At 64.8% G+C, this 19,599-nt stretch carries 21 protein-coding genes; 14 read left to right on the top strand and 7 right to left on the bottom strand.

From position 1 onward, the window contains the following. On the top strand, positions 1-1,365 hold the full coding sequence (locus tag AC1DYL_RS18085) for a glutamate--cysteine ligase (RefSeq protein ID WP_477174246.1): 1,365 nt from the start codon (positions 1-3) through the stop codon (positions 1,363-1,365). Positions 1,366-1,443: 78 nt separating this feature from the next. Here AC1DYL_RS18085 and AC1DYL_RS18080 read toward each other — a convergent pair whose 3' ends face one another. From AC1DYL_RS18080 to AC1DYL_RS18065, 4 genes are all read right to left on the bottom strand, one after another. Beyond that, positions 1,444-2,313 carry a hypothetical protein gene (locus AC1DYL_RS18080; RefSeq protein WP_477174245.1) on the bottom strand — a complete coding sequence of 290 codons (870 nt, stop codon included), beginning with the start codon at positions 2,311-2,313 and terminating at the stop codon, positions 1,444-1,446. A 183-nt stretch (positions 2,314-2,496) separates the two neighbouring features. Then, positions 2,497-3,141 (bottom strand): glutathione S-transferase family protein, encoded by a 645-nt coding sequence (locus AC1DYL_RS18075; RefSeq protein ID WP_477174244.1) that lies wholly within the window; start codon positions 3,139-3,141, stop codon positions 2,497-2,499. 204 nt (positions 3,142-3,345) lie between these two features. Continuing rightward, positions 3,346-4,104, bottom strand: coding sequence for an ABC transporter permease (locus AC1DYL_RS18070; RefSeq protein WP_477174243.1), 759 nt, complete (start codon positions 4,102-4,104; stop codon positions 3,346-3,348). 100 nt (positions 4,105-4,204) lie between these two features. After that, complete coding sequence (locus AC1DYL_RS18065) at positions 4,205-5,260, bottom strand: ATP-binding cassette domain-containing protein (protein ID WP_477174242.1); 1,056 nt, start codon at positions 5,258-5,260, stop codon at positions 4,205-4,207. A 186-nt stretch (positions 5,261-5,446) separates the two neighbouring features. On the opposite strand from AC1DYL_RS18065, the gene AC1DYL_RS18060 reads away from it, so the two are divergent. Beyond that, positions 5,447-6,052 carry a MarR family winged helix-turn-helix transcriptional regulator gene (locus AC1DYL_RS18060; protein ID WP_477174241.1) on the top strand — a complete coding sequence of 202 codons (606 nt, stop codon included), beginning with the start codon at positions 5,447-5,449 and terminating at the stop codon, positions 6,050-6,052. A 542-nt stretch (positions 6,053-6,594) separates the two neighbouring features. Here the strand turns inward: AC1DYL_RS18060 and AC1DYL_RS18055 are convergent. Beyond that, positions 6,595-7,482, bottom strand: a complete 888-nt coding sequence (locus tag AC1DYL_RS18055; RefSeq protein WP_477150575.1) for a LysR family transcriptional regulator — start codon at positions 7,480-7,482, stop codon at positions 6,595-6,597. A gap of 177 nt (positions 7,483-7,659) precedes the next feature. On the opposite strand from AC1DYL_RS18055, the gene AC1DYL_RS18050 reads away from it, so the two are divergent. Further along, positions 7,660-7,932: a hypothetical protein gene (locus tag AC1DYL_RS18050; RefSeq protein ID WP_477174240.1), complete on the top strand. Its 273-nt coding sequence runs from the start codon at positions 7,660-7,662 to the stop codon at positions 7,930-7,932. A gap of 169 nt (positions 7,933-8,101) precedes the next feature. Here the strand turns inward: AC1DYL_RS18050 and AC1DYL_RS18045 are convergent, their stop codons facing one another. Both AC1DYL_RS18045 and AC1DYL_RS18040 read right to left on the bottom strand, forming a co-directional pair. Then, complete coding sequence (locus tag AC1DYL_RS18045; protein ID WP_477174239.1) at positions 8,102-8,800, bottom strand: gamma-glutamylcyclotransferase; 699 nt, start codon at positions 8,798-8,800, stop codon at positions 8,102-8,104. An 11-nt stretch (positions 8,801-8,811) separates the two neighbouring features. Beyond that, the gene (locus tag AC1DYL_RS18040) at positions 8,812-9,258 is read right to left on the bottom strand and encodes an invasion associated locus B family protein (RefSeq protein WP_477150578.1); all 447 of its coding nucleotides are present in this window, start codon (positions 9,256-9,258) and stop codon (positions 8,812-8,814) included. A gap of 424 nt (positions 9,259-9,682) precedes the next feature. Here AC1DYL_RS18040 and coxB point away from each other — a divergent pair, with 424 nt between their 5' ends. The 11 genes from coxB to AC1DYL_RS17985 all read left to right on the top strand — a co-directional run bounded on the left by coxB (position 9,683) and on the right by AC1DYL_RS17985 (position 19,536). Continuing rightward, positions 9,683-10,591, top strand: coding sequence for a cytochrome c oxidase subunit II (gene coxB, locus AC1DYL_RS18035; protein WP_477174238.1), 909 nt, complete (start codon positions 9,683-9,685; stop codon positions 10,589-10,591). A 60-nt stretch (positions 10,592-10,651) separates the two neighbouring features. Beyond that, complete coding sequence (ctaD, locus tag AC1DYL_RS18030; protein ID WP_477174237.1) at positions 10,652-12,346, top strand: cytochrome c oxidase subunit I; 1,695 nt, start codon at positions 10,652-10,654, stop codon at positions 12,344-12,346. A 54-nt stretch (positions 12,347-12,400) separates the two neighbouring features. Further along, positions 12,401-13,330 carry a heme o synthase gene (locus AC1DYL_RS18025; RefSeq protein ID WP_477150581.1) on the top strand — a complete coding sequence of 310 codons (930 nt, stop codon included), beginning with the start codon at positions 12,401-12,403 and terminating at the stop codon, positions 13,328-13,330. Then, complete coding sequence (locus tag AC1DYL_RS18020; RefSeq protein WP_477150582.1) at positions 13,330-13,488, top strand: hypothetical protein; 159 nt, start codon at positions 13,330-13,332, stop codon at positions 13,486-13,488. Before AC1DYL_RS18025 ends, AC1DYL_RS18020 begins: the two co-directional genes overlap by 1 nt. A gap of 1 nt (position 13,489) precedes the next feature. Then, entirely contained in the window at positions 13,490-14,041 is a 552-nt protein-coding gene (locus AC1DYL_RS18015; RefSeq protein WP_477158253.1) for a cytochrome c oxidase assembly protein, read from the top strand. Between the two features lie 2 nt (positions 14,042-14,043). Then, a complete protein-coding gene (locus tag AC1DYL_RS18010; RefSeq protein ID WP_477174236.1) occupies positions 14,044-14,883 on the top strand; it encodes a cytochrome c oxidase subunit 3 in 840 nt (279 codons plus the stop codon). 110 nt (positions 14,884-14,993) lie between these two features. Then, on the top strand, positions 14,994-15,371 hold the full coding sequence (locus tag AC1DYL_RS18005) for a DUF983 domain-containing protein (RefSeq protein ID WP_477150585.1): 378 nt from the start codon (positions 14,994-14,996) through the stop codon (positions 15,369-15,371). Next, positions 15,364-16,140, top strand: coding sequence for an SURF1 family protein (locus AC1DYL_RS18000; protein ID WP_477174235.1), 777 nt, complete (start codon positions 15,364-15,366; stop codon positions 16,138-16,140). The genes AC1DYL_RS18005 and AC1DYL_RS18000 overlap by 8 nt, the downstream gene beginning before the upstream one ends. Before the next feature lie 111 nt (positions 16,141-16,251). After that, positions 16,252-17,652, top strand: a complete 1,401-nt coding sequence (thrC, locus tag AC1DYL_RS17995; RefSeq protein WP_477174234.1) for a threonine synthase — start codon at positions 16,252-16,254, stop codon at positions 17,650-17,652. After that, positions 17,653-18,915 (top strand): M16 family metallopeptidase, encoded by a 1,263-nt coding sequence (locus tag AC1DYL_RS17990; protein ID WP_477174233.1) that lies wholly within the window; start codon positions 17,653-17,655, stop codon positions 18,913-18,915. 18 nt (positions 18,916-18,933) lie between these two features. After that, positions 18,934-19,536 carry a GNAT family N-acetyltransferase gene (locus AC1DYL_RS17985; RefSeq protein WP_477174232.1) on the top strand — a complete coding sequence of 201 codons (603 nt, stop codon included), beginning with the start codon at positions 18,934-18,936 and terminating at the stop codon, positions 19,534-19,536. Positions 19,537-19,599 lie beyond the last annotated feature (63 nt).

Below are 19,599 nucleotides of genomic sequence, written 5' to 3'. Positions count from 1 at the left end.
ATGGCCGGCGAAGAAAACGCACCGCTGATTGAAACGCGGGACGACCTGCTCGAGGTCATGGCCGTCGGCGGCAAGCCCAAATCCGAGTGGCGCGTCGGCACCGAGCACGAAAAGCATGTCTATCGCAAAGCCCCGCTCCGTCCCGTCCCCTATGCCGGCGACGACGGCATCCATGCCCTGCTCAAGGGCATCGAGGCTCGCACCGGCTGGCACCCGTTCTTCGATCGCGGCAACCCGATCGGGCTGCGCAACCTCGGCGCCGTCGGCGGCATCTCGCTCGAGCCCGGTGGCCAGTTCGAACTGAGCGGCGCCCCGCAGCTCACCATCCACGATGCCGCGGCCGAGCTCGACGCGCATCTCGAGGATTGCCGCATCATCGGCGGCCCGCTCAACATCCATTTCCTCAGCCTCGGCGTCACCCCGCTCTGGTCCGTCGCCGAAATCGCCGCCATGCCGAAGTCGCGCTACGGCATCATGACCAAATACATGCAGGAGGTCGGCAGCCTCGGCACCTCGATGATGTACCGCTCGGCCACCGTGCAGGCGAACCTCGATTTCTCCGACGAAGCCGACATGGTCAAAAAGCTCCGTGTCTCGGTGGCGCTCCAGCCCATCGTCACCGCGCTCTTCGCCAACTCGCCCTTCGTTGACGGCAAGCCCTCGGGCTACCTGAGCTTCCGCTCGCACATCTGGCTCAACACCGACCGCGCCCGCACCGGCATGCTGCCCTTCGCGTTCGAAGACGGCTTCGGCTTCGATCGTTACGCCGAATACGCGCTCGATGTGCCGATGTACTTCGTCATCCGCAAGGGTGAATACATCAACGTCGCCGGCGAGAGTTTTCGCGCCTTCATGCAGGGCAAGCTCCCCCAGCTTCCCGGCGAGCGCCCGACCGTCAAGGATTGGGAAAACCACCTCTCGACCCTGTTCCCCGAGGTCCGCCTCAAGCAGTTCCTCGAGCAGCGCGGTGCCGACATGGGCGATCGCGGCCACGTCCTCGCGCTCGCCGCCATCTGGACCGGCCTCCTTTACGACTCCGAAGCGCTGGACGCCGCCTGGGACCTGGTCAGCGACTGGACCAATGCCGAGCGTCAGACGCTCCGCAACGAAGTCCCCCGCACCGCCATCCACACCAAGTTCCGCGGCGGCACCGTTGCCGATATCGCCCGCCTCGTGGTCGACCTCGCCGGCGACGGCCTCCGCCGCCGCAAGCACCTCGCCGCCGGCAAGGACGAGACCATCTTCCTCGATCCGCTCAACGAAACCCTCGATCTCGGCAAGACCCAGGCCGAACGCTGGCTCGACAAATACAACGGTGAATGGGCCGGCGACCTCACCCGCATCTTCGACGAAGCCGAAATCTAGTTTCTCTTGATCCTCCCCCGCGGGGCGGGGGAGGCGGACCACCCGAAGGGTGGTGGACGGGGCGCCCCAGCCCGCAGCTTAATCCGCCAGCGAAATCCGGTACTTCGGCATCGGCCGCTTGCGTTGCCGCCACTTCATGTAAGCCTCGTTCAGCCGATCGCGCTTTGGCTTGAGGAAACCAGGCCAGTCAAGCCCCGCCAGCTCGTAGTAGCTCTCGAGAAGGTCCGTCTGCAGCAGCCGGCGCTCCTGCGTGTAGAAGCTGAAATGCGACACCAGCAGGTCGCCGAGCACCTTGCCCGGCCGATTCAACTTGGCCGGCAGCACGGCCGAAAGCCACTCTTCCTCGTTCTGGTCGGGCGGATGAAACAGTCCGCCCAGCGCTATCACTTCAGCGCCGAAGAAGCCGATCGCATTGATCGAGAACCGCCCCAGCCGCACTTCCCGATCCGGCACGCGGAAATCGTCGAGCCGTCCCTTCCGGGCCGCTTCGATCAGCACCGGATGCATCGCTTCGGGAAAACTCGGATGCGCCCAGCTATACGGACACATCGCCTGGCTGGTGATCGTTCCTTCGATCCGCACCTTGGAGAGGCTCTGGATCAACGAACTGCACACCGCATTGTTGATGATCAGCGGCGCAAACCACAGCGCCTCGCCGCGGCTGGCGAGTGCCCTCGCCTTGAAGTGTTCGAAGAACCCCGGCTCGGTGAACACGATGTCGTCGTCGAGCCGCAGGTAGAGCGCTTCCGGATCGTCGCAGAAACGGAAGAAGTCGCCGATGTTCTGGCTCGTGCCGTCGGCCGACGCGAGTCGCTTGATCGTGCAGCGTGGGTCGCTGGCCGCCAGCCGCTGGAGGTAGGCCCGGTCCGCGTCGTTGCGGCAATTGTCCCACAGCTGCCATTCGACCACCTCGGCGCTGCCGAGGACGTAGTGGCTGAGCAAACGCATATAGCGCTCCCGCCCAGCGGGAGTGACAACGATCAGCTTCAAGTCAGACCCTCAGCGAACAGCCTCGCGCCCTGTTCTCAAACGCCACGCCAGAGTCGTCAACACGTCCGTCTATCTACTTCGACGAAGCCGAGGTCCGGACCGCGGTCATCTCGACCCGTCGAAGTGGCGCAGCGGACCGTCTCAAACGGCCTGCAATGCAACCGCGGCGACCGCCAGTTGGGCTCGCTTGTATGCGGGGCGGGCTTGTCCGCGCGCGACATAGGCGTCGATGTTCGGATACTCCGCGAGCAGGCCCGACGGCCCGAGCCGCGACAGGGCGTGCACCATCATCAGGTCACCCGCGCTGAAGGCCCCATCGAGCCACTCGCTGTTGCCAAGGCGTTCGGACAGCTCGGCCAGCCGCACGCGGATGCGGTCCTTGACCAGCGGCAAGCGTTCCGCCGCCCAGCTCTCATTGCCCTCGGCGAACCTCGCCGTCTGGAGCTCGAGGATCGGCGGCTCCACGGTGCTGAGCGCCGCAAACATCCACATGATCGCCCGCGCCCGCCCATTCGCATCGCCCGGCAGCAGCCCGGCATGCCGCTCCGCGATATGGAAGACGATAGCGCCTGACTCGAACAGCACCAGGTCGCCCGCCTCATAGGTCGGAATTTGCCCGAAAGGATGGAGCGCCCGATGCGCTGGCTGCTTCATCGCAGCAAAGGAAACGAGCCGCACCTCATAGGGCTGGTCAACTTCCTCGAGCGCCCAGCGGACGCGCATGTCGCGCGACAGTCCCTTGCCGCCGTCGGGCGACCGTTCAAAGGTGGTGATAGTGGGCTTCATCGCAAGGCTCCGTGCGTTCCGTGATCATAGCGAAGGCCTGCAAGCCTTCATTGATAATCGAACGGTCGAAGCGAGATTCGACAGGCCACCACAAATAATTCGCGTCACGGCGCCGGGAACAGCTCTCTCCGTGATCCTCCCCCGCGCGGCGGGGGAGGGGGACCGCCATGGGCGGCGGAGGGGGCGACCAAAGCCCCTGCCAGCCTATTTCGTCTGCGCCGCCAGCACCCGGCTGCCCACCCAAGCGCCGATCACCACGAGCACCACCGCGAGCACCAACCCGATCCACACGATCGGGTCGCCGAAGTTCCCCAGGAACACCGCCCGCAGCGCTTCGACGATGTGCTTGAATGGATTGAAGTTGGCGACCACCTGCAGCCAGGCCGGCGCCAGCGTCATCGGAAGCAATATTCCCGACAGCAGCAGGATCGGTAGTGCCAGCGTATTGACCATCGGCGCCAGGGCGTCCTCGCTCTTGGTCGCAATGCCGATGGCGTTCGAGATGAACGAGAACGCTGCCCCGAGCAGCGCCACCAGCACCAGCCCGATCAGCAATGCACCTACGGGCACCCGCAGCCCCATGAAGAACGCCGCCCCCACCAGCACGATCGCCTGCACGGTGATCACCACCACGTCGCGCAGCGTCCGCCCGGCGATGATCGCAGTCCGCGCCGCCGGGGACACCAGCTGCCGGTCGATCACCCCCGAGCGCCACTCGGCGATGATCCCGAAGCCGACGAACAGCCCGCCGAAAATCCCGAGCTGCACCAGCAGCCCCGGCACGAACACCTGCCAGGCATCCCCCTGGAACCCCGAGGTCGCCGCCACCGTCTGCAGCAGCGGCCCGAACAGCGTCAAATAGAGGATCGGCTGCAGCAGCCCGATCACCACCCACAGCGGCTGCCGCAGCGACAGGCTCATAGCCCGGGCAAAGATGATCCAGGTATCGCGAATGAAGGACATTTCCCAAACCTTCCAAGTTTCAGGCGCGCCGCCCCCTCAGTCGTCACCCTCCCCCTTGCGGGGAGGGATCAAGGGTGGGGGAGCCACACGCTCAGTCAGTTCAATCCCGTAGCGACCGTCCGGTCAGCGTCAGGAACACATCGTCCAGCGTCGGCCGGTTCACATCGACGCCGATCGCGTCGATCCCCGCCTTGGTGAGGTCGCCGAGCAGCACCGGCAGCGCGGTCGCTCCATCGGGCACATGGAAACGCACGACGTTGGCTTCGGTCACCGGCACATCCGCGCCGACCAGACGGCCCGCAATGCTGGCCGACGCGGTCGCGTCCGCCTCCGTGCGCAGCGTCAATGTGATCGTGTCACCCGACACCCGCTTCTTCAGCTCTGCCGGCGTGCCTTCGGCAACGATCGTTCCGTGGTCGATGATCAGGATGCGGTCACTCAGCGAGTCGGCCTCGTCCATGTAGTGTGTGGTAAGAAACACCGTGGTCCCCAGCTCGTCGCGAAGCTTGCGGATGTGATTCCACAGGTTCGCCCGGCTCTGCGGGTCGAGCCCGGTCGAGGGCTCGTCGAGGAACACCAGCCTCGGCTGGTGGATCAGCCCCATCACGATATCGAGCCGCCGCCGCTGCCCGCCCGAGAGCGATCCGCAGGTGCGGTCCCAGATCTCGGCCAGATCGAGCGCCGAGAGCAACTCCTTGCCCCGCTCGATCGCCACCGGCTTGTCGATGCCATAGAGCCGCGCATGGCTGACGATCTCCTCGCCCACCTTGGCCTCCGGCGAGGTCGAACCGGCCTGGCTCACATAGCCGATGCGCCGGCGCACCTCGACCGGGTCGCGCCGCAGGTCCGCGCCCACCACGCTCGCCGAACCGTCGGTCGGCGCCAGCAGCGTGCAGAGCATCTTCAGGGTCGTGGTCTTGCCGGCGCCGTTCGGCCCCAGAAAGCCGACGATCTCGCCCTCACGGACGGATAGGTCGATGCCGCGCACCGCCTCGATGGTCTTGCCCTTGGCGCCCCGCGCCTTGAAGCTTCGCTTGAGGCCCCTGGCCTCGATGATCGTGTTGGTCACTTGCGCCTCATTGTCATTGCGCGGCACGGCGAACAGCTCCACCGGCATGCGCCGGATCGGCTGGAATGGATGCGATTGCGGTTTCATGCGCCGGCCCTCCGGCCGTCGGTTGCGTCGTCTTCATGATCGTTTTGCAGGCCACCCGGCTTGATCGCGGTTGCGATTACGAGATCGCATCCGCGTATCTCGCATCGCATTCGCGTATCGTCGTGGGCGGTCCATGCGACATCCAGGAATCTTGCATTCCTCGATGTCTCATCGTATAATTATCTTATGGATCAAGATATCAACGCGTCAAGAGAAAAATCGGAGCGGGAATTCGGCCTGCGTTTCAAGGAAGCCGTTCGCGCCAGCCAGACCGCAACGGACCTGTTCGACGAAACGCTGACCCAGTTCCTCGGCATCAACCGTACCGACGGCCGCTGCCTCGATCTGATCGACCGGCGGGGCAGGGTGAGCGCCGGCCAGCTCGCCAATGACAGCGGCCTGACTACGGGCGCCGTCACTGCAGTGATCGATCGCCTCGAGGCCGCCGGCTATGTCCGCCGCATCCGCGACACTCTCGACCGGCGGAAGATCTGGGTCGAACTGACCGAGGACACCCGCAACATCACCGCACGCATCTTCGGTCACTACGAAAAGACCGGCCCGATGATGATGGCCCGCTTCACCCCCGACCAGGTCCGCGCCATCCTCGAGTATCTGGAGATCGGCACCTTCGTAGAGAACGAAATGGCCGCTGCTCTCAAGGAGCACCTCGACCCCCGAGCCACCACCCCCACCGCCCGCCTCATCCAGGCCCGCGCCTTCGAACGCGCCGTGGAAGCCGGCCGCTCCAGGCTGCAGGCAGAGCTGAACGAGCTGCTGAAGGAGAAGTAGGGGGATACGGCTGGCAGACCGGTGGGCACTTTTCATCCTCCCACCAGCCGTCATCCCGGCGAAAGCCGGGACCCACTGCTCAGACAGTCGGTCTGGGCACCGGCCGTGCCGGTCCATCACGGCAAGGTCGGAGGGCTAAAAGCGAGTGGATGACCCAGTGCACTGGGTCCCGGCTTTCGGCGGGATGACGGTCGGTGGCGGTGGAAAGAAAAATCGTCACCGACTTATCCCCCCACTCCGAACCCGTGCGATCCTGCCCCCGTCACCCACACGGGCGCGGTCGCGTACGGACGGTCGGTGGGGCGACTTCGGTGCTGGGGGAGCCGTCCCCTGGCGGCCGCGGCTATGGGCACCCGTCCACCGTTTCCGTGCTTAGCGCACGGCGTGCGAACGCTTCCTCGTGGTCCCCGCAAAAACTCCGAACAGTTCCGGCGTGGCGACGGCCTTCATATTGCGGACTACCCGCGTGGTCGAAGCCACGCCGGAACCGCCTGCTCTTTGAGTCTACCGAAGCCCACGGGCTGTCGGGCGCTTCGTCGCGCCTATTCCGCCGCCATCGGCAGGCTGTCCTTGCCATCGAGGTTGCCCATGCTGGCAACGATGTGGCTCGAAAGCGCATCATAAATCCCGCCATAGGCGTGGCTTGCGCGCATGATGGCGATCTCGGCGTCGCGCAGCCGCGGCAGATCCTTGTCCTCGGCAATCACACGCATGCCGGGCTGCAGCGCGCTCTCGGGCAGGAAGCCGACCGCGAGGTCGGTCAGCACGGCGCTGGCGATCGCCATGGCGTTCGACGAGGTATAGGCGATGCGATAGTCGCGGCCGATGCGGTTCAGCACCTCGACCGCGTTCTCCTTCCAGCAGCAGTGCAACCCACCGGCGATCGGCAGCGGCTCGGTGGCCAGCGCCTGGCCGCCATGCGAGGCAACCCAGAACATCCGCTCGGTGCGGAACATCTCGCCATATTCGTGGTTCGTGCCCTGCGTGAAGACGATGAGGTCGTAGCGCCCCTTCTTCATCCCATCGAGCAGCTCTTCCGACGGCTGGCAGCGCACATCGACCACGATCTTGGGGTGCGTGCGCTGGAAGCTCGAGAGGATCACCGGCAGCAATCGCACCGCATAGTCGTCCGGCACACCGAAGCGGATCGAGCCCTTGAGGTCGCCATCCGAGAACACGTCCATGATCTCGGCATTGATCCGCAGCATGCGCCGGGCTCGCGCATAGAGCGCATCGCCATACTCGGTCAGCGCCACCGTGCGCCCGTCGCGGCTGAGCAGCGCCTGCCCGAGGCGCTCCTCGAGCCGCTTGATCTGCATGGAAACCGCGGACTGCGTCTTGTTCACCCGGCGCGCCGCCTCGGTAAAACTGCCGCAATCGGCGATGGCACAGAAGCTCTGCAACTGGTCGAGATCGAGGGGAGTGGTCATCCCGCTTCTCCATCACGAAATTTGATGACGAGGATGAAATCTATTTGTTGGACGAATGGAAGGCAAGGGCTCATATCACCACCCATCGGTGATCCCGAGGTCGCCACCGGCGATCCTCCGATCGCTTTCCCCGCCCCGGCACTCCCGCCCAGGCAAAGATGAAATTGGAGAAGGACCATGGTCCACTTGCTTTCGAGCGAGCGGCCGTCGATGGCTGCCGCGTCGTCCAACCCGCTGAGCGCACTGGTGAGCTGGTTCGCCAAAGCCCGGGCTGCGCGAACCCAGCGCATCGCCCTTGAGTCGCTTCTCGACTACGACGTTGCTCGCCTCGAGGACCTCGGCATCAACCGCCAGGACCTGTTCGAAGCGCTCGACAGCCCCAGCCAGCGCCCCGGCTACAAGCTGTCGCAGAAGCGCGCCGAGAGCGCCCGGAATTGGCTCAACCCCTGAGGTGAGTCTCCTCGTTGGCTCAATCCCAGATTGTGCCATCTTCGGGTCGGTTCACCCACCGGCCTTGTTTCCTGATGAACTGCCGGGCTCCAGGGCCCGGCTTTTTTGTCTGATCCTCCCCGGCGCAGCGGGGGACCAAGCGAAGCTTGGTGGAGGGGCGACCCACCGCCTAGCCCATCGCGTCCAGCCGCTCAGCCACCAGCTCCTGCAGCCGCCACAGATGCGGGTCGTGGATACCCAACTGTTCGAGATGGAAGACTGTATTGAACAGGTACTCCACCATCGAGCCGCGCGACCCCACGGCCTTCGCCAGCACATCGGCGACCTGCGCCTCGCTCAGCCCCGAGACATAGCGCCCGCTGTTGCGATCGATGCAGAAGGTGAACGCCCGCACCGGGCCGTGCTCGGTGGCGACCGTCACCCAGCGCGGCGGAAACGAGGACGGCTTCTGGCTCATCTCGCGCCGGCAGAGTTTCTCGATGTTGTCTTCGGCCTGGCCCGGTGGCAGCCGATACAGCGCGCCCTTGCAGGCGCCGCCCCGGTCCAGCGCAAGCATCAACCCGGGATTACTCTTCGAGCCCCGGAACCAGGTGTTCCAACCGAGGCAGAAGGCGCGATGCCAGCCCCGCAGCAGCCCGGTGCGGATCTCGACGAAGTCGCAGGCCGGCTTCCAGATCAGCGAGCCATAGGCGAACACCCAGATCTGATCCGAGCCATCGCTGCCGCTGAGGATGTCCTGCACGAACTGCTTGTAGTCCTCGTCGGTGGCAGCCTCGCTTGGCGGGACCGCCCCATCCGGCTGCACCAGTAGCGCCATCCGGGCCACATGGGCCTCGTTCAAGCGCATCTGCCGCACCGGCTGGCCCATCGGCGCTGATCCTACGGGAGTTGCGCGAAGCCGTCGCCGAAGCCGTTGAGCGAAACCGGGATGCCGATACCTTCCTCCGGCGTCTTGAACACGAAGAAAATCGCGCTCTTGCCGGTGGTGAGCTTGGCGATCAGCTCGTCGTCCAGCACCACCTCGGCGACGCACCCGTTGGGCAGGCAGCGCACGAAGGCCACGCGTCCGATATTGGCGCCGTCGATATTGAGCCCGAGCCCGTTCGGCAGCAGCACCCCCAGCGGCGCCAGCACCCGCAGCAGCCGCGCCTGCTTGTCGGCGGTCTTGAGCACGATCACCGACAGCCCGACATTGGGCTGGTCCTCGGCCGAGACGTTCTGGATTAGCGCGCATTGCTCGAAGCTGGCGCCCGGCGGCGTGTCGCAGCTCATCTGCCAGTCGCCGTACTGCGCCTTGACCACGCCCTGAGACAGGGCAGGGGACATCAGACCCGCCGCAATCGCGGCCACCGCGCCAACAACCGCGAACGTCCGAACAACTAGCCCGAGGATTGGCTGCACCGATCCACTCTCTCTATATGTGACATAACGAATCCCGCGTTTCCGCAGGCTCTGCAACTTAGTCGGTTAGCCCCGCGCGGCTGTCAACAAGCCGTCCCGCATGGCGCCGCGGATAAACGCCTGCCAATCAAGGCGAGCATGAGGCGGGGCCCCTTCCACCCTAACGGTGCGTTTTGACGCACGGTGTGGCGAGAGGCATGAATTGCCTTGGGTCTGCCGATGTGGTTTAGACACGTTCCAAGTTTCAAGCGCTCCGAGGTTGAGTCGGGGCGGCGTTTCGCTATGCCGCATTTGACACCTCAACCCGCGCTAGAATACCGGACCAGACGGGATCTCAAGGGGGTTTTAGGTGACCGGCAAACTACTGAGTTCGATTGGCTCGCTCGGAGCCGCAGCCCTTGCGCTTCTGCCGATGGTGGCAACTGCGCAGGAGCAAGGCCATCCGGTGCCCGGTCAGATCGGGCTGCAGCCCTCCGTGACCCCGATCATGGATTCCATCCACGCCTTCCACGATGGCCCGCTGCTGTGGACTGCCGTTCTGATCGCAGTGCTCGTTCTGGTGCTGCTGATCGTCGTGATCGTGCGGTTCAATGCCAGGTCGAACCCCAAGCCGTCCTCCACCACGCACAACACGCTGGTCGAGATTGTCTGGACCGTGGTGCCGATCCTGATCCTCGTGATCATCGCCATCCCGTCCTTCGCGGTGCTGACCGACCAGCTCACCGTCCCCGATGGGCAGCGCAAGTATCTCGGCTCGAACATCTTCTCGTTCGGCGACGTCGAGGTGCCGGCCCCCGAACTGACGGTCAAGGCGACCGGCCAGCAGTGGTACTGGGACTACGAGTACGTCGATCAAGGCAAGTCGATGTCGTCCGCGATCCTCTCCGAGGACGCCCGTCTTGCCCAGGTTCCGGTGCAGCCCCGTCTGCTCGCGGTGGACTATCAACTGGTCGTTCCCGTCGACACCACCGTTCGCATGCAGATCACCGCCGATCCGACTGGTGTCATCCATGCCTTCGCCGTACCCTCGTTCGGCATCAAGATCGACGCCGTGCCCGGCAAGCTCAACGAGACTTGGTTCAATGCCCGCAAGACCGGCATCTACTATGGTCAGTGCTCGGAACTGTGCGGCAAGGACCATGCCTTTATGCCGATCGCCGTGCGCGTCGTGACGAAGGAAGAATTTGCGGCCTGGATGGCAGCGTTCGAGGCGGGTACCGTCGACGACGCCAACGCCACCCTGCCTGCACTCAGCTAAGGACCCGTGCGCGGGTCCTCGACCCGGCGCCCCAGGTGATACGAAAAGGGATCGCTCAGAATGGCCGATACTCACGCTTTGGAAGCCCATGATGACCACGGCCACGCCGCGGCGCATGATCATGGCCATCCGACCGGCTGGCGGCGCTACGTCTATTCGACCAATCACAAGGACATCGGCACGATGTACCTTATCTTCGCGATCGTCGCGGGGGTGATTGGTGGTCTGCTTTCGGGCGCCATGCGCCTCGAGCTGCAGGAACCCGGTATCCAGATCTTCCACGGCCTTGCCGCGATGGTCTACGGCACGTCGGGCGATGCCGCGCTCGATGCCGGCAAGCACATGTACAACGTGTTCACCACCGCTCACGCGCTCATCATGATCTTCTTCATGGTGATGCCGGCGATGATCGGCGGGTTCGGCAACTGGTTCGTGCCGCTGATGATCGGCGCGCCGGACATGGCCTTCCCGCGCATGAACAACATCTCGTTCTGGCTGCTCCCGCCGGCTTTCCTGCTGCTGGTCCTCTCCATGTTCTTCGAGGGCCCCGCGGGCGCCTACGGCACCGGCGGCGGCTGGACCATCTACCCGCCGCTATCGACATCCGGACAGCCCGGCCCAGCGATGGACTTTGCCATCCTGGCCCTGCACATCGCCGGTGCCTCCTCGATCCTGGGTGCCGTCAACTTCATCACCACCATCTTCAACATGCGCGCGCCGGGCATGACCCTGCATCGCATGCCGCTGTTCCCGTGGTCGGTGCTGGTGACCGCCTTCCTGCTGCTGCTGTCGCTCCCGGTTCTGGCCGGTGCGATCACCATGCTGCTGACCGACCGCAACTTCGGCACCACCTTCTTCGCACCTGAAGGCGGCGGCGACCCGATCCTGTTCCAGCACCTGTTCTGGTTCTTCGGTCACCCCGAGGTGTACATCCTGATCCTGCCGGGCTTCGGCATCATCAGCCACATCGTCTCGACCTTCTCGCGCAAGCCCGTGTTCGGCTACCTCGCGATGGTCTACGCCATGATTGCCATCGGCGGCGTCGGCTTCATCGTGTGGGCGCACCACATGTACACCGTCGGCATGTCGCTCGACGTGCAGCGCTACTTCGTGGCCGCCACCATGGTCATCGCGGTGCCCACGGGCGTGAAGATCTTCTCGTGGATCGCCACTATGTGGGGAGGCTCCATCAGCTTCCGCACGCCCATGCTCTGGGCCATCGGCTTCATCTTCCTGTTCACCGTCGGCGGTGTGACCGGTGTGGTGCTCGCCAATGCCGGTGCCGACCGTGCGCTGCACGACACCTATTATGTGGTGGCACATTTCCACTACGTGCTGTCGCTGGGCGCCGTGTTCGCCATCTTCGCCGCCTGGTACTACTGGTACCCGAAGATGTTCGGCATCATGTACAACGAGACGCTGGCCAACATCCATTTCTGGATCACCTTCGTCGGCGTGAACGTGATCTTCTTCCCGCAGCATTTCCTCGGCCTCGCCGGGATGCCGCGCCGCTACATCGACTATCCCGATGCGTTTGCGCTGTGGAACCGCGTCTCCTCGGTCGGCTACTACATCACGTTCGCCGGCCTGGTGCTGTTCCTCTACATCCTGTTCGAAGCCGCTCGTAAGAAGCGTCCGGCTCCGGCCAATCCCTGGGGTGATGGTGCGACCACTCTCGAGTGGACGCTGTCGTCGCCGCCGCCGTTCCACCAGTTCGAGACGCTGCCGCGTATCGGCGCCGACACGAACCACTGATCCAAGAACCTGTGGCGGGGCTTCCGGGCCCCGCTGCCACAAGGGCGAGAGACATTGGCCTACGTGCACCACAGCAATGAGATCTCGACCCACGCCCATGAGGCGCGGGTTGAAGACTATCTCGCGCTGTTGAAGCCGCGGGTGATGTCGCTGGTGGTGTTCACCGCCCTCGTCGGCATGCTGCTCGCCCCCGTTGGCATCAATCCCTTCGTCGGCGCGGTCGCTATTCTCTGCATCGCCATCGGGGCAGGGGCCTCGGGCGCGCTGAACATGTGGTACGACGCCGACATCGACGCGCTGATGAGCCGTACCGCCAACCGGCCCATCCCGGCCGGCCGCATGGAACGCGATCACGCCCTGGCTTTCGGCCTCGTGCTGTCGGTCTTCTCGGTGTGCCTGCTCGGCCTCGCCACCAACTGGGTTGCCGCCGGTCTCCTGGCTTTCACCATCTTCTTTTATGCCGTGATCTACACGATGTGGCTAAAGCGCTCGACGCCGCAGAACATCGTCATCGGCGGCGCCGCCGGCGCCTTCCCGCCAATGGTCGGCTGGGCCGCTGTCACCGGCACCATCAGCATCGAATCCGTCGTGCTGTTCCTCATCATCTTCCTGTGGACGCCGCCGCATTTCTGGGCGCTGGCGCTCTACAAGCAGTCGGACTACGGCGCCGCCGGCATCCCGATGATGCCCAACGTGGCGGGCGAGGCCTCCACCAAGCTGCAGATCCTCGCCTACTCGGTGGTGCTGGTTGCCTCGACGCTGGTGCCTGGCTGGCTCGGCTTCATGGGCGTGATCTACACCGCTACCGCCGTCGCGACCGGCATTGGCTTCCTCTGGTTCGCCTGGATCCTGTTCCGCACCACCGAGACGGTGGCGATGAAGAAGGCCGGCCGCGCCCTGTTCACTTACTCGCTGAGCTATCTCTTCGTGATCTTCCTGGCGCTGATCACCGATCACGTAGCCACCACCTTGGGATGGCTCTGATGGCTGAACCAGTCAAACGCGACGAAGAGGCCGAGCTGGCTGCCCGCCGCCGCCGGCGCTCGATTGCGCTCGGCCTCGCCCTCGGCGCCTTCGTCATCATCGTCTACGTGCTGACCATCGTGAAGATGGGCCCCGCCGTGCTCGACCGGCCGCTTTGACATGACCGACGCTTCGCTCCCGAACAGTCACCGCAACCGCCACGTCGCCCTGACGCTGCTGGTTGTGGTTGCCCTGATGGTAGGCGCGGCCTATGCGGCCGTGCCGCTCTACGCACTGTTCTGTCAGGTCACCGGGCTGGGCGGCACCACGCAGGTTTCCGCCGGCAACCCCAAGGGCGCCATCGCCCGCGAGATGACCGTGCGCTTCGACTCCAATGTCGAGGGTGGCCTGCCCTGGACCGTCACACCCGCCAAGCCCGTCACCGACAAGATCGGCAACGTCGAGACGGTGACGTTCACAGCCCACAATTCTTCGAACAAGCCGATCACCGGCCAGGCGATCTTCAACGTCACGCCGGAGCAGACCGGTATCTACTTCAACAAGATCGAGTGCTTCTGCTTCACCGAGCAGACGCTGCAGCCCGGCGAAACCGTCGAGATGCCGATCGTCTTCTTCGTCGACCCCGATATTGCCGAGAATGGCGATCTCGACACCGTTCGCGATATCACCCTGTCCTATACATTCTACGCCGTTAAGAGCGAGGGAAGCTGACCATGGCTGCGCACGCCAAGCCCAACCACGACTATCACCTGGTAAACCCCAGTCCCTGGCCCTTCGTCGGCTCGGTCTCGGCCTTTGTCATGGCCGTCGGTGCCATCCTGTGGTTCCACGAGATTGCTCCGCCCTGGATCCTGATCGCCGGCTTCGTCGGCGTGCTCTACACCATGTACGCGTGGTGGAGCGACGTCATCAAGGAAGGCAAGGCCGGCGATCACACCCCCGTGGTGATGATGCACCATCGCTACGGCATGATGCTGTTCATCGCTTCCGAAGTGATGTTCTTCGTCGCCTGGTTCTGGGCCTATTTCGACGGCTTCTTCAACCAGGAAGCGCACGAGCAGTATGCTCGCATCGCCGCCATGGGCACCACCTGGCCGCCGACCGGCGTCGAGCTGTTCAACCCCTGGCACCTGCCGCTGTTCAACACGCTGATCCTGTTGACCTCGGGCACCGCGGTCACCTGGGCGCACCATGCGCTGCTCCACAAGGACAAGCGCGGCCTCGTCTGGGGCCTGGTGATCACCATCCTGCTCGGCGCACTCTTCACCTTCGTGCAGGCGACCGAATATTCTGAGGCCGGCTTCCAGTTCACCGGCAACCTCTACGGCGCCACCTTCTTCATGGCGACCGGCTTCCACGGCTTCCACGTGCTGGTCGGTACGATCTTCCTCATCGTCTGTCTGATCCGCGCCATGAGAGACGAGTTCACCCCCGAGCATCACCTCGGCTTCGAATTCGCCGCCTGGTACTGGCACTTCGTTGACGTCGTCTGGCTGTTCCTGTTTGCCTCGATCTACGTCTGGGGCAGCTGGGGCGTCGCCATCCACCACTAAGGTGGACCTGCAAGGATCTTCAAAGGGCGCGGCTCCGGCCGCGCCCTTTGCCTTTTGGCCTGCGCGACAATGACGCGTCCCGCGCTTTCCGGATGTGATAGAAACCCGCCATGACCGAGCCCACCTCCGAACGCCTCCCATCTCCCTTCGCCACCGGCCTTGCCTGCCGCTGCCCGCGCTGCGGTGAGGGACCACTATTCTCGGGCTTCCTAAAGCCCATGAAGCGTTGCGAGAGCTGCGGCCTCGACCTCAGCTTTGCCGAGGGCACTGAGGGGCCGGCGGTGTTCATCATCCTGATCGTCGGCTTCGTCATCGTCGGAGCGGCTGCCGCCGTCGAAGGGCTGTTCCACCCGCCGCCGTTTGTTCACCTGTTGCTCTGGCTCCCTGGCACGGTGATCCTGTCGCTGCTGCTGCTTCGGCCGTTCAAGGCGACGATGATCGCGCTGCAATACCACAACAAGGCCGGTGAAGGTCGTCTCGATGGTTGACGACATCACGGCCGAGCGGCGGCCCTCGCGCCTGCTGTTCTGGGGCTTCATCGCCTTCATGCTGGTGCTGATGGTGCTGTTCACCGTCCTCGGCATCTGGCAGGTCGAGCGCCTCGGCGAGAAGGAACGGCTGATCGCCAACGTGGCGTCGCGCATGGACCAGCCGCCGGAGCAGCTGCCGCCGCTCGCCGAGTGGGGCGCCTTCGACGCGGAAGCCTGGGACTATCGCCCGGTCATCGCCTCCGGCACCTTCCTGCCGTCCGAAACCGTGCTGGTCTTCACCAGCCTTGCCGATCAGCACGGTAAGCTCTCCGGTCCCGGCTACTGGGTGATGACACCCCTGGCGCTCGCTGCCGGCGGCACTGTCTTCATCAACCGTGGCTTCGTCCCGCAGGAGTCGGCCGAGGCGTTCGCCGCCGGTGGTGTGGTTGAACCCGGCCTCGTCAGCCTCACCGGCATCGCCCGAGCCACCGAGGCCATCACCAGCTTCACGCCGGCTCCCGACACGGCCAAGCGTGTCGAATGGGTGCGCAACACCGACCGGCTGGCCTCGCTCGCGGGGGCGGTGCCCCAGCCTGTCGCGCCGATCTACATCGACCTTCCGGCCGGCCCCGGTGGGGCCTTGCCGCAGGGCGGGGAGACCACCGTCAGCTTCCCCAACAACCATCTCGGCTATGCCATTACGTGGTTCGGCTTCGCCACGCTGGTGCCGTTCCTGCTCTGGTTCTGGGCCCGCCGGCAACGGCCGCCACAGCCACCCAAGCGATGACACAAGCCATGAAACTTGCGGCGCAGCCCCAGTTTCAATAGGGTGCGGCGCAATCCCAAACCGCGTGCTGCAGCAGGCACGTGTGAGAACAAGGCGGGGCGCTTTCCCTACATGCAGTTCGTTTCTACGCGCGGCGGGGCGGTCGTGCCCGGCTTTTCAGACGCTGTCCTCGCGGGTCTAGCGAGCGACGGCGGCCTCTTCGTCCCCGAGGCCTGGCCCCAGATCACCCCCAGCGAGATCGCGGCCTACGCCAACCGCCCCTATGCCGAAGTCGCCTTCGACATCATCCGCCGCTTTGTCGATGGCGAGATTCCCGATCTCGAGCTGAAGCGCATCATCGACGATGCCTACGCCACGTTCCGCCATCCCTCGGTCGCGCCGCTGGTCGAGATCGAGCCGGGGCACTTCGTCCTCGAGCTGTTCCATGGCCCGACGCTGGCGTTCAAGGACGTCGCGATGCAGTTCCTCGGGCGGGTGATGGACCACATCCTCGCCAAGCGCGGCAGCCGCGCCACCATCGTCGGCGCCACCTCCGGCGATACCGGCTCCGCCGCCATCGAGGCCTTCCGCGGCCGCGACGCCACCGACATCTTCATCCTCCATCCCGAGGGCCGCACCTCCGAGGTGCAGCGTCGGCAGATGACCACGGTGCTCGACGCCAACGTGCACAACATCGCGTTGCGCGGCACCTTCGACGACTGCCAGGACATCGTCAAAGGCCTGTTCAACAACCGCCGCTTTCGCGACGCGACGCAACTGAGCGGCGTCAACTCCATCAACTGGGGCCGCATCGTCGCGCAGATCGTCTACTACTTCACCGCTGCTGCCTCGCTCGGCGCGCCGCAACGCGAGGTGATCTTCACCGTCCCCACCGGCAATTTCGGCGACATCTTCGCGGGCTATTGCGCCGCACGCATGGGTCTGCCGATCAAGACGCTGGCCATCGCTACCAACTCCAACGACATCCTCGCCCGTACGCTCGAAACCGGGCGCTACGAGGTCACCGGTGTCCACCCTACCATCAGCCCCTCGATGGACATCCAGGTCAGCTCGAACTTCGAGCGCCTGCTGTTCGAGTCGGTCGATCGCGACGCTGACGCCGTAAAGTCCATGATGAGCGGACTGAAGCAATCCGGCGGCTTCTCCATCCCCGACAAGGGCATGGCGGCGATCCGCCGGCAGTTCGTCGCCGGCCGCACCGATGAGGCTGCGACCGCCGCGACGATCAAGGCCGTACAGACCGCCTCCGGCTACCTGCTCGACCCGCACAGCGCCGTCGGCGTTGCCGTCGCGCGCACTCTGGTGGGCGGGCCGTCGCCGGTCGTGACCCTCTCCACCGCGCATCCCGCGAAATTCCCGGCGGCCGTCAAGGCAGCGGCGGGCATTGAACCGGCTTTGCCGGCGTGGTTGTCTGATCTTTATGAACGAGAAGAACGCTACACGGTGCTGGACAACGACCAGGCCGAGGTTGAGCGGTTCATTGCGGCACGGACCCGTGCTGGAGGAGCATAAGTGACTGTCAGGAGTACGACGCTTCCGAACGGCATGACCGTTTTGACCGACGACATGCCGCACCTCGAAAGCGCCTCCCTGGGCATCTGGGTCAAGGCCGGATCGCGCAGCGAAACCGAAGCCGAGCACGGCATCTCGCACATGCTCGAGCACATGGCCTTCAAGGGCACCAAGACCCGCGATGCGTTGGAAATCGCGTCAACGATCGAGAACGTCGGCGGCGACCTCAATGCTGCGACCTCGGTCGAGCACACCGGCTACTTCGCCCGTGTGCTGAAGGAAGATGTGGCGCTCTCCGCCGACATCCTCTCCGACATCCTCCAGAACTCGCAGTTCGAGCAGCACGAGCTCGATCGCGAGCAGCAGGTGATCGTCCAGGAGATCGGCGCGGCCCGCGACAACCCTGACGACCACGTCTTCGACCTGTTCCAGCAGGCGGCGTATCCGGATCAGGCCATCGGCCGCACCATCCTCGGCACCGTCGAGTCGGTGAACAGCTTCGGGCCGGATTCGATCCGCGCCTACATGGAGCGCAACTATGTGGGCGACCACATGGTGCTCTGCGCCGCCGGCAACGTCGATCACGATGCGCTGGTCGACATCGCCAACAACCGCTTCCACGACCTCAAGACCACCGGTGCTCCGGCACCGGAGAAGGCCGCTTATGTCGGGGGCGAGCAGCGTCTCATCTCGGATCACGAGCAGGCTCACATCGTGCTCGGCATGGAAGGCCGTGCCTACAATTCCGACGGCTTCTACGCGGTGCAGATCCTCGCCTCGATTCTCGGCGGCGGCATGAGCTCGCGGCTGTTCCAGGAAGTGCGCGAGAAGCGCGGCCTCTGCTACTCTGTCTACGCCTTCCACTGGGCCTTCGCCGATAGCGGCATCTTCGGCGTCGCCGCCTCGACCGGCGAGGAGGAGGTCACCGAACTGCTGCCGGTTGTGCTCGACGAGCTGCGCAAGGCCACCGAGACCATCAGCGACGAGGAAGTGATCCGCGTCCGCAACCAGATCCGCGCCGGCCTGCTGATGTCGCTCGAAAGCCCATCGTCCCGCGCCGGGCAACTGGCGCGCCAGCAAATCCTGTGGGGCCGCACGATTCCGCTGCAGGAGACGGTCGACCGGATCAACCGCATCACCGCGGATCGCGTGAAGCAGATCGCGCGGCAGATATTCGATGCCGGCAAGGTGTCGCTGGCGGGCATTGGCCCGGTCGCCAAGCTCCCCGACTATCGCGACATTGCGGCACAGCTCAAGAACTGAACGCGTGGCGACGGCGTCATGATGCTCACCTGGTTTGCTCGCGACGATACCCCCGTGCTGACGGGTCAGCGGGTGATCCTGCGCGCGCCGCGTACGAGTGATTACATCGCCTGGCGGGACCTGCGCCGCGCCAGCCGCGATTTCCTCAGGCCCTACGAACCCCGCTGGACCGACTCGGATCTCGGCCAGCGCGTCTATGCGTCGCGCCTGAAGCGCGGCCGCGACGAGGCCAAGGCCGGCACCGACTACGCCTTCTTCATTTTCACTCGCGGCGAGGGCGAACTGGTCGGCGGCATCACCCTCTCCAACGTGCGGCGGCGTGCCGCGCAGTTCGTCAACCTCGGCTACTGGATGGGCCACAAGTTCGCCGGCAAGGGCTACATGACCGAGGCAGTGGGTCTCGTCGTGCCGTTCTGCTTTGAAACACTTGGACTTCACCGCATCCACGCGGCCTTCCTGCCCGACAATCAGGCCAGCCGTCGCGTCCTTGAAAAAAACGGATTCACGGAAGAGGGCTACGCCGAGAACTACCTCCAGATCGACGGCAGATGGGCCGATCATGTGCTATTCGGCCTTACCCGAGAGCGCTACGACGCGGCCGTTAGGCACTCCAGCCGGTGAATGCTTGTCCCAAGGGGGAAACCCCGCTACCTAAGTTCCCCAACCATGACGGCGGCAGGGCCA

Source organism: Devosia sp. P1_H9 (assembly GCF_056405135.1).
This window is presented reverse-complemented; position numbering and strand designations above follow the sequence as displayed.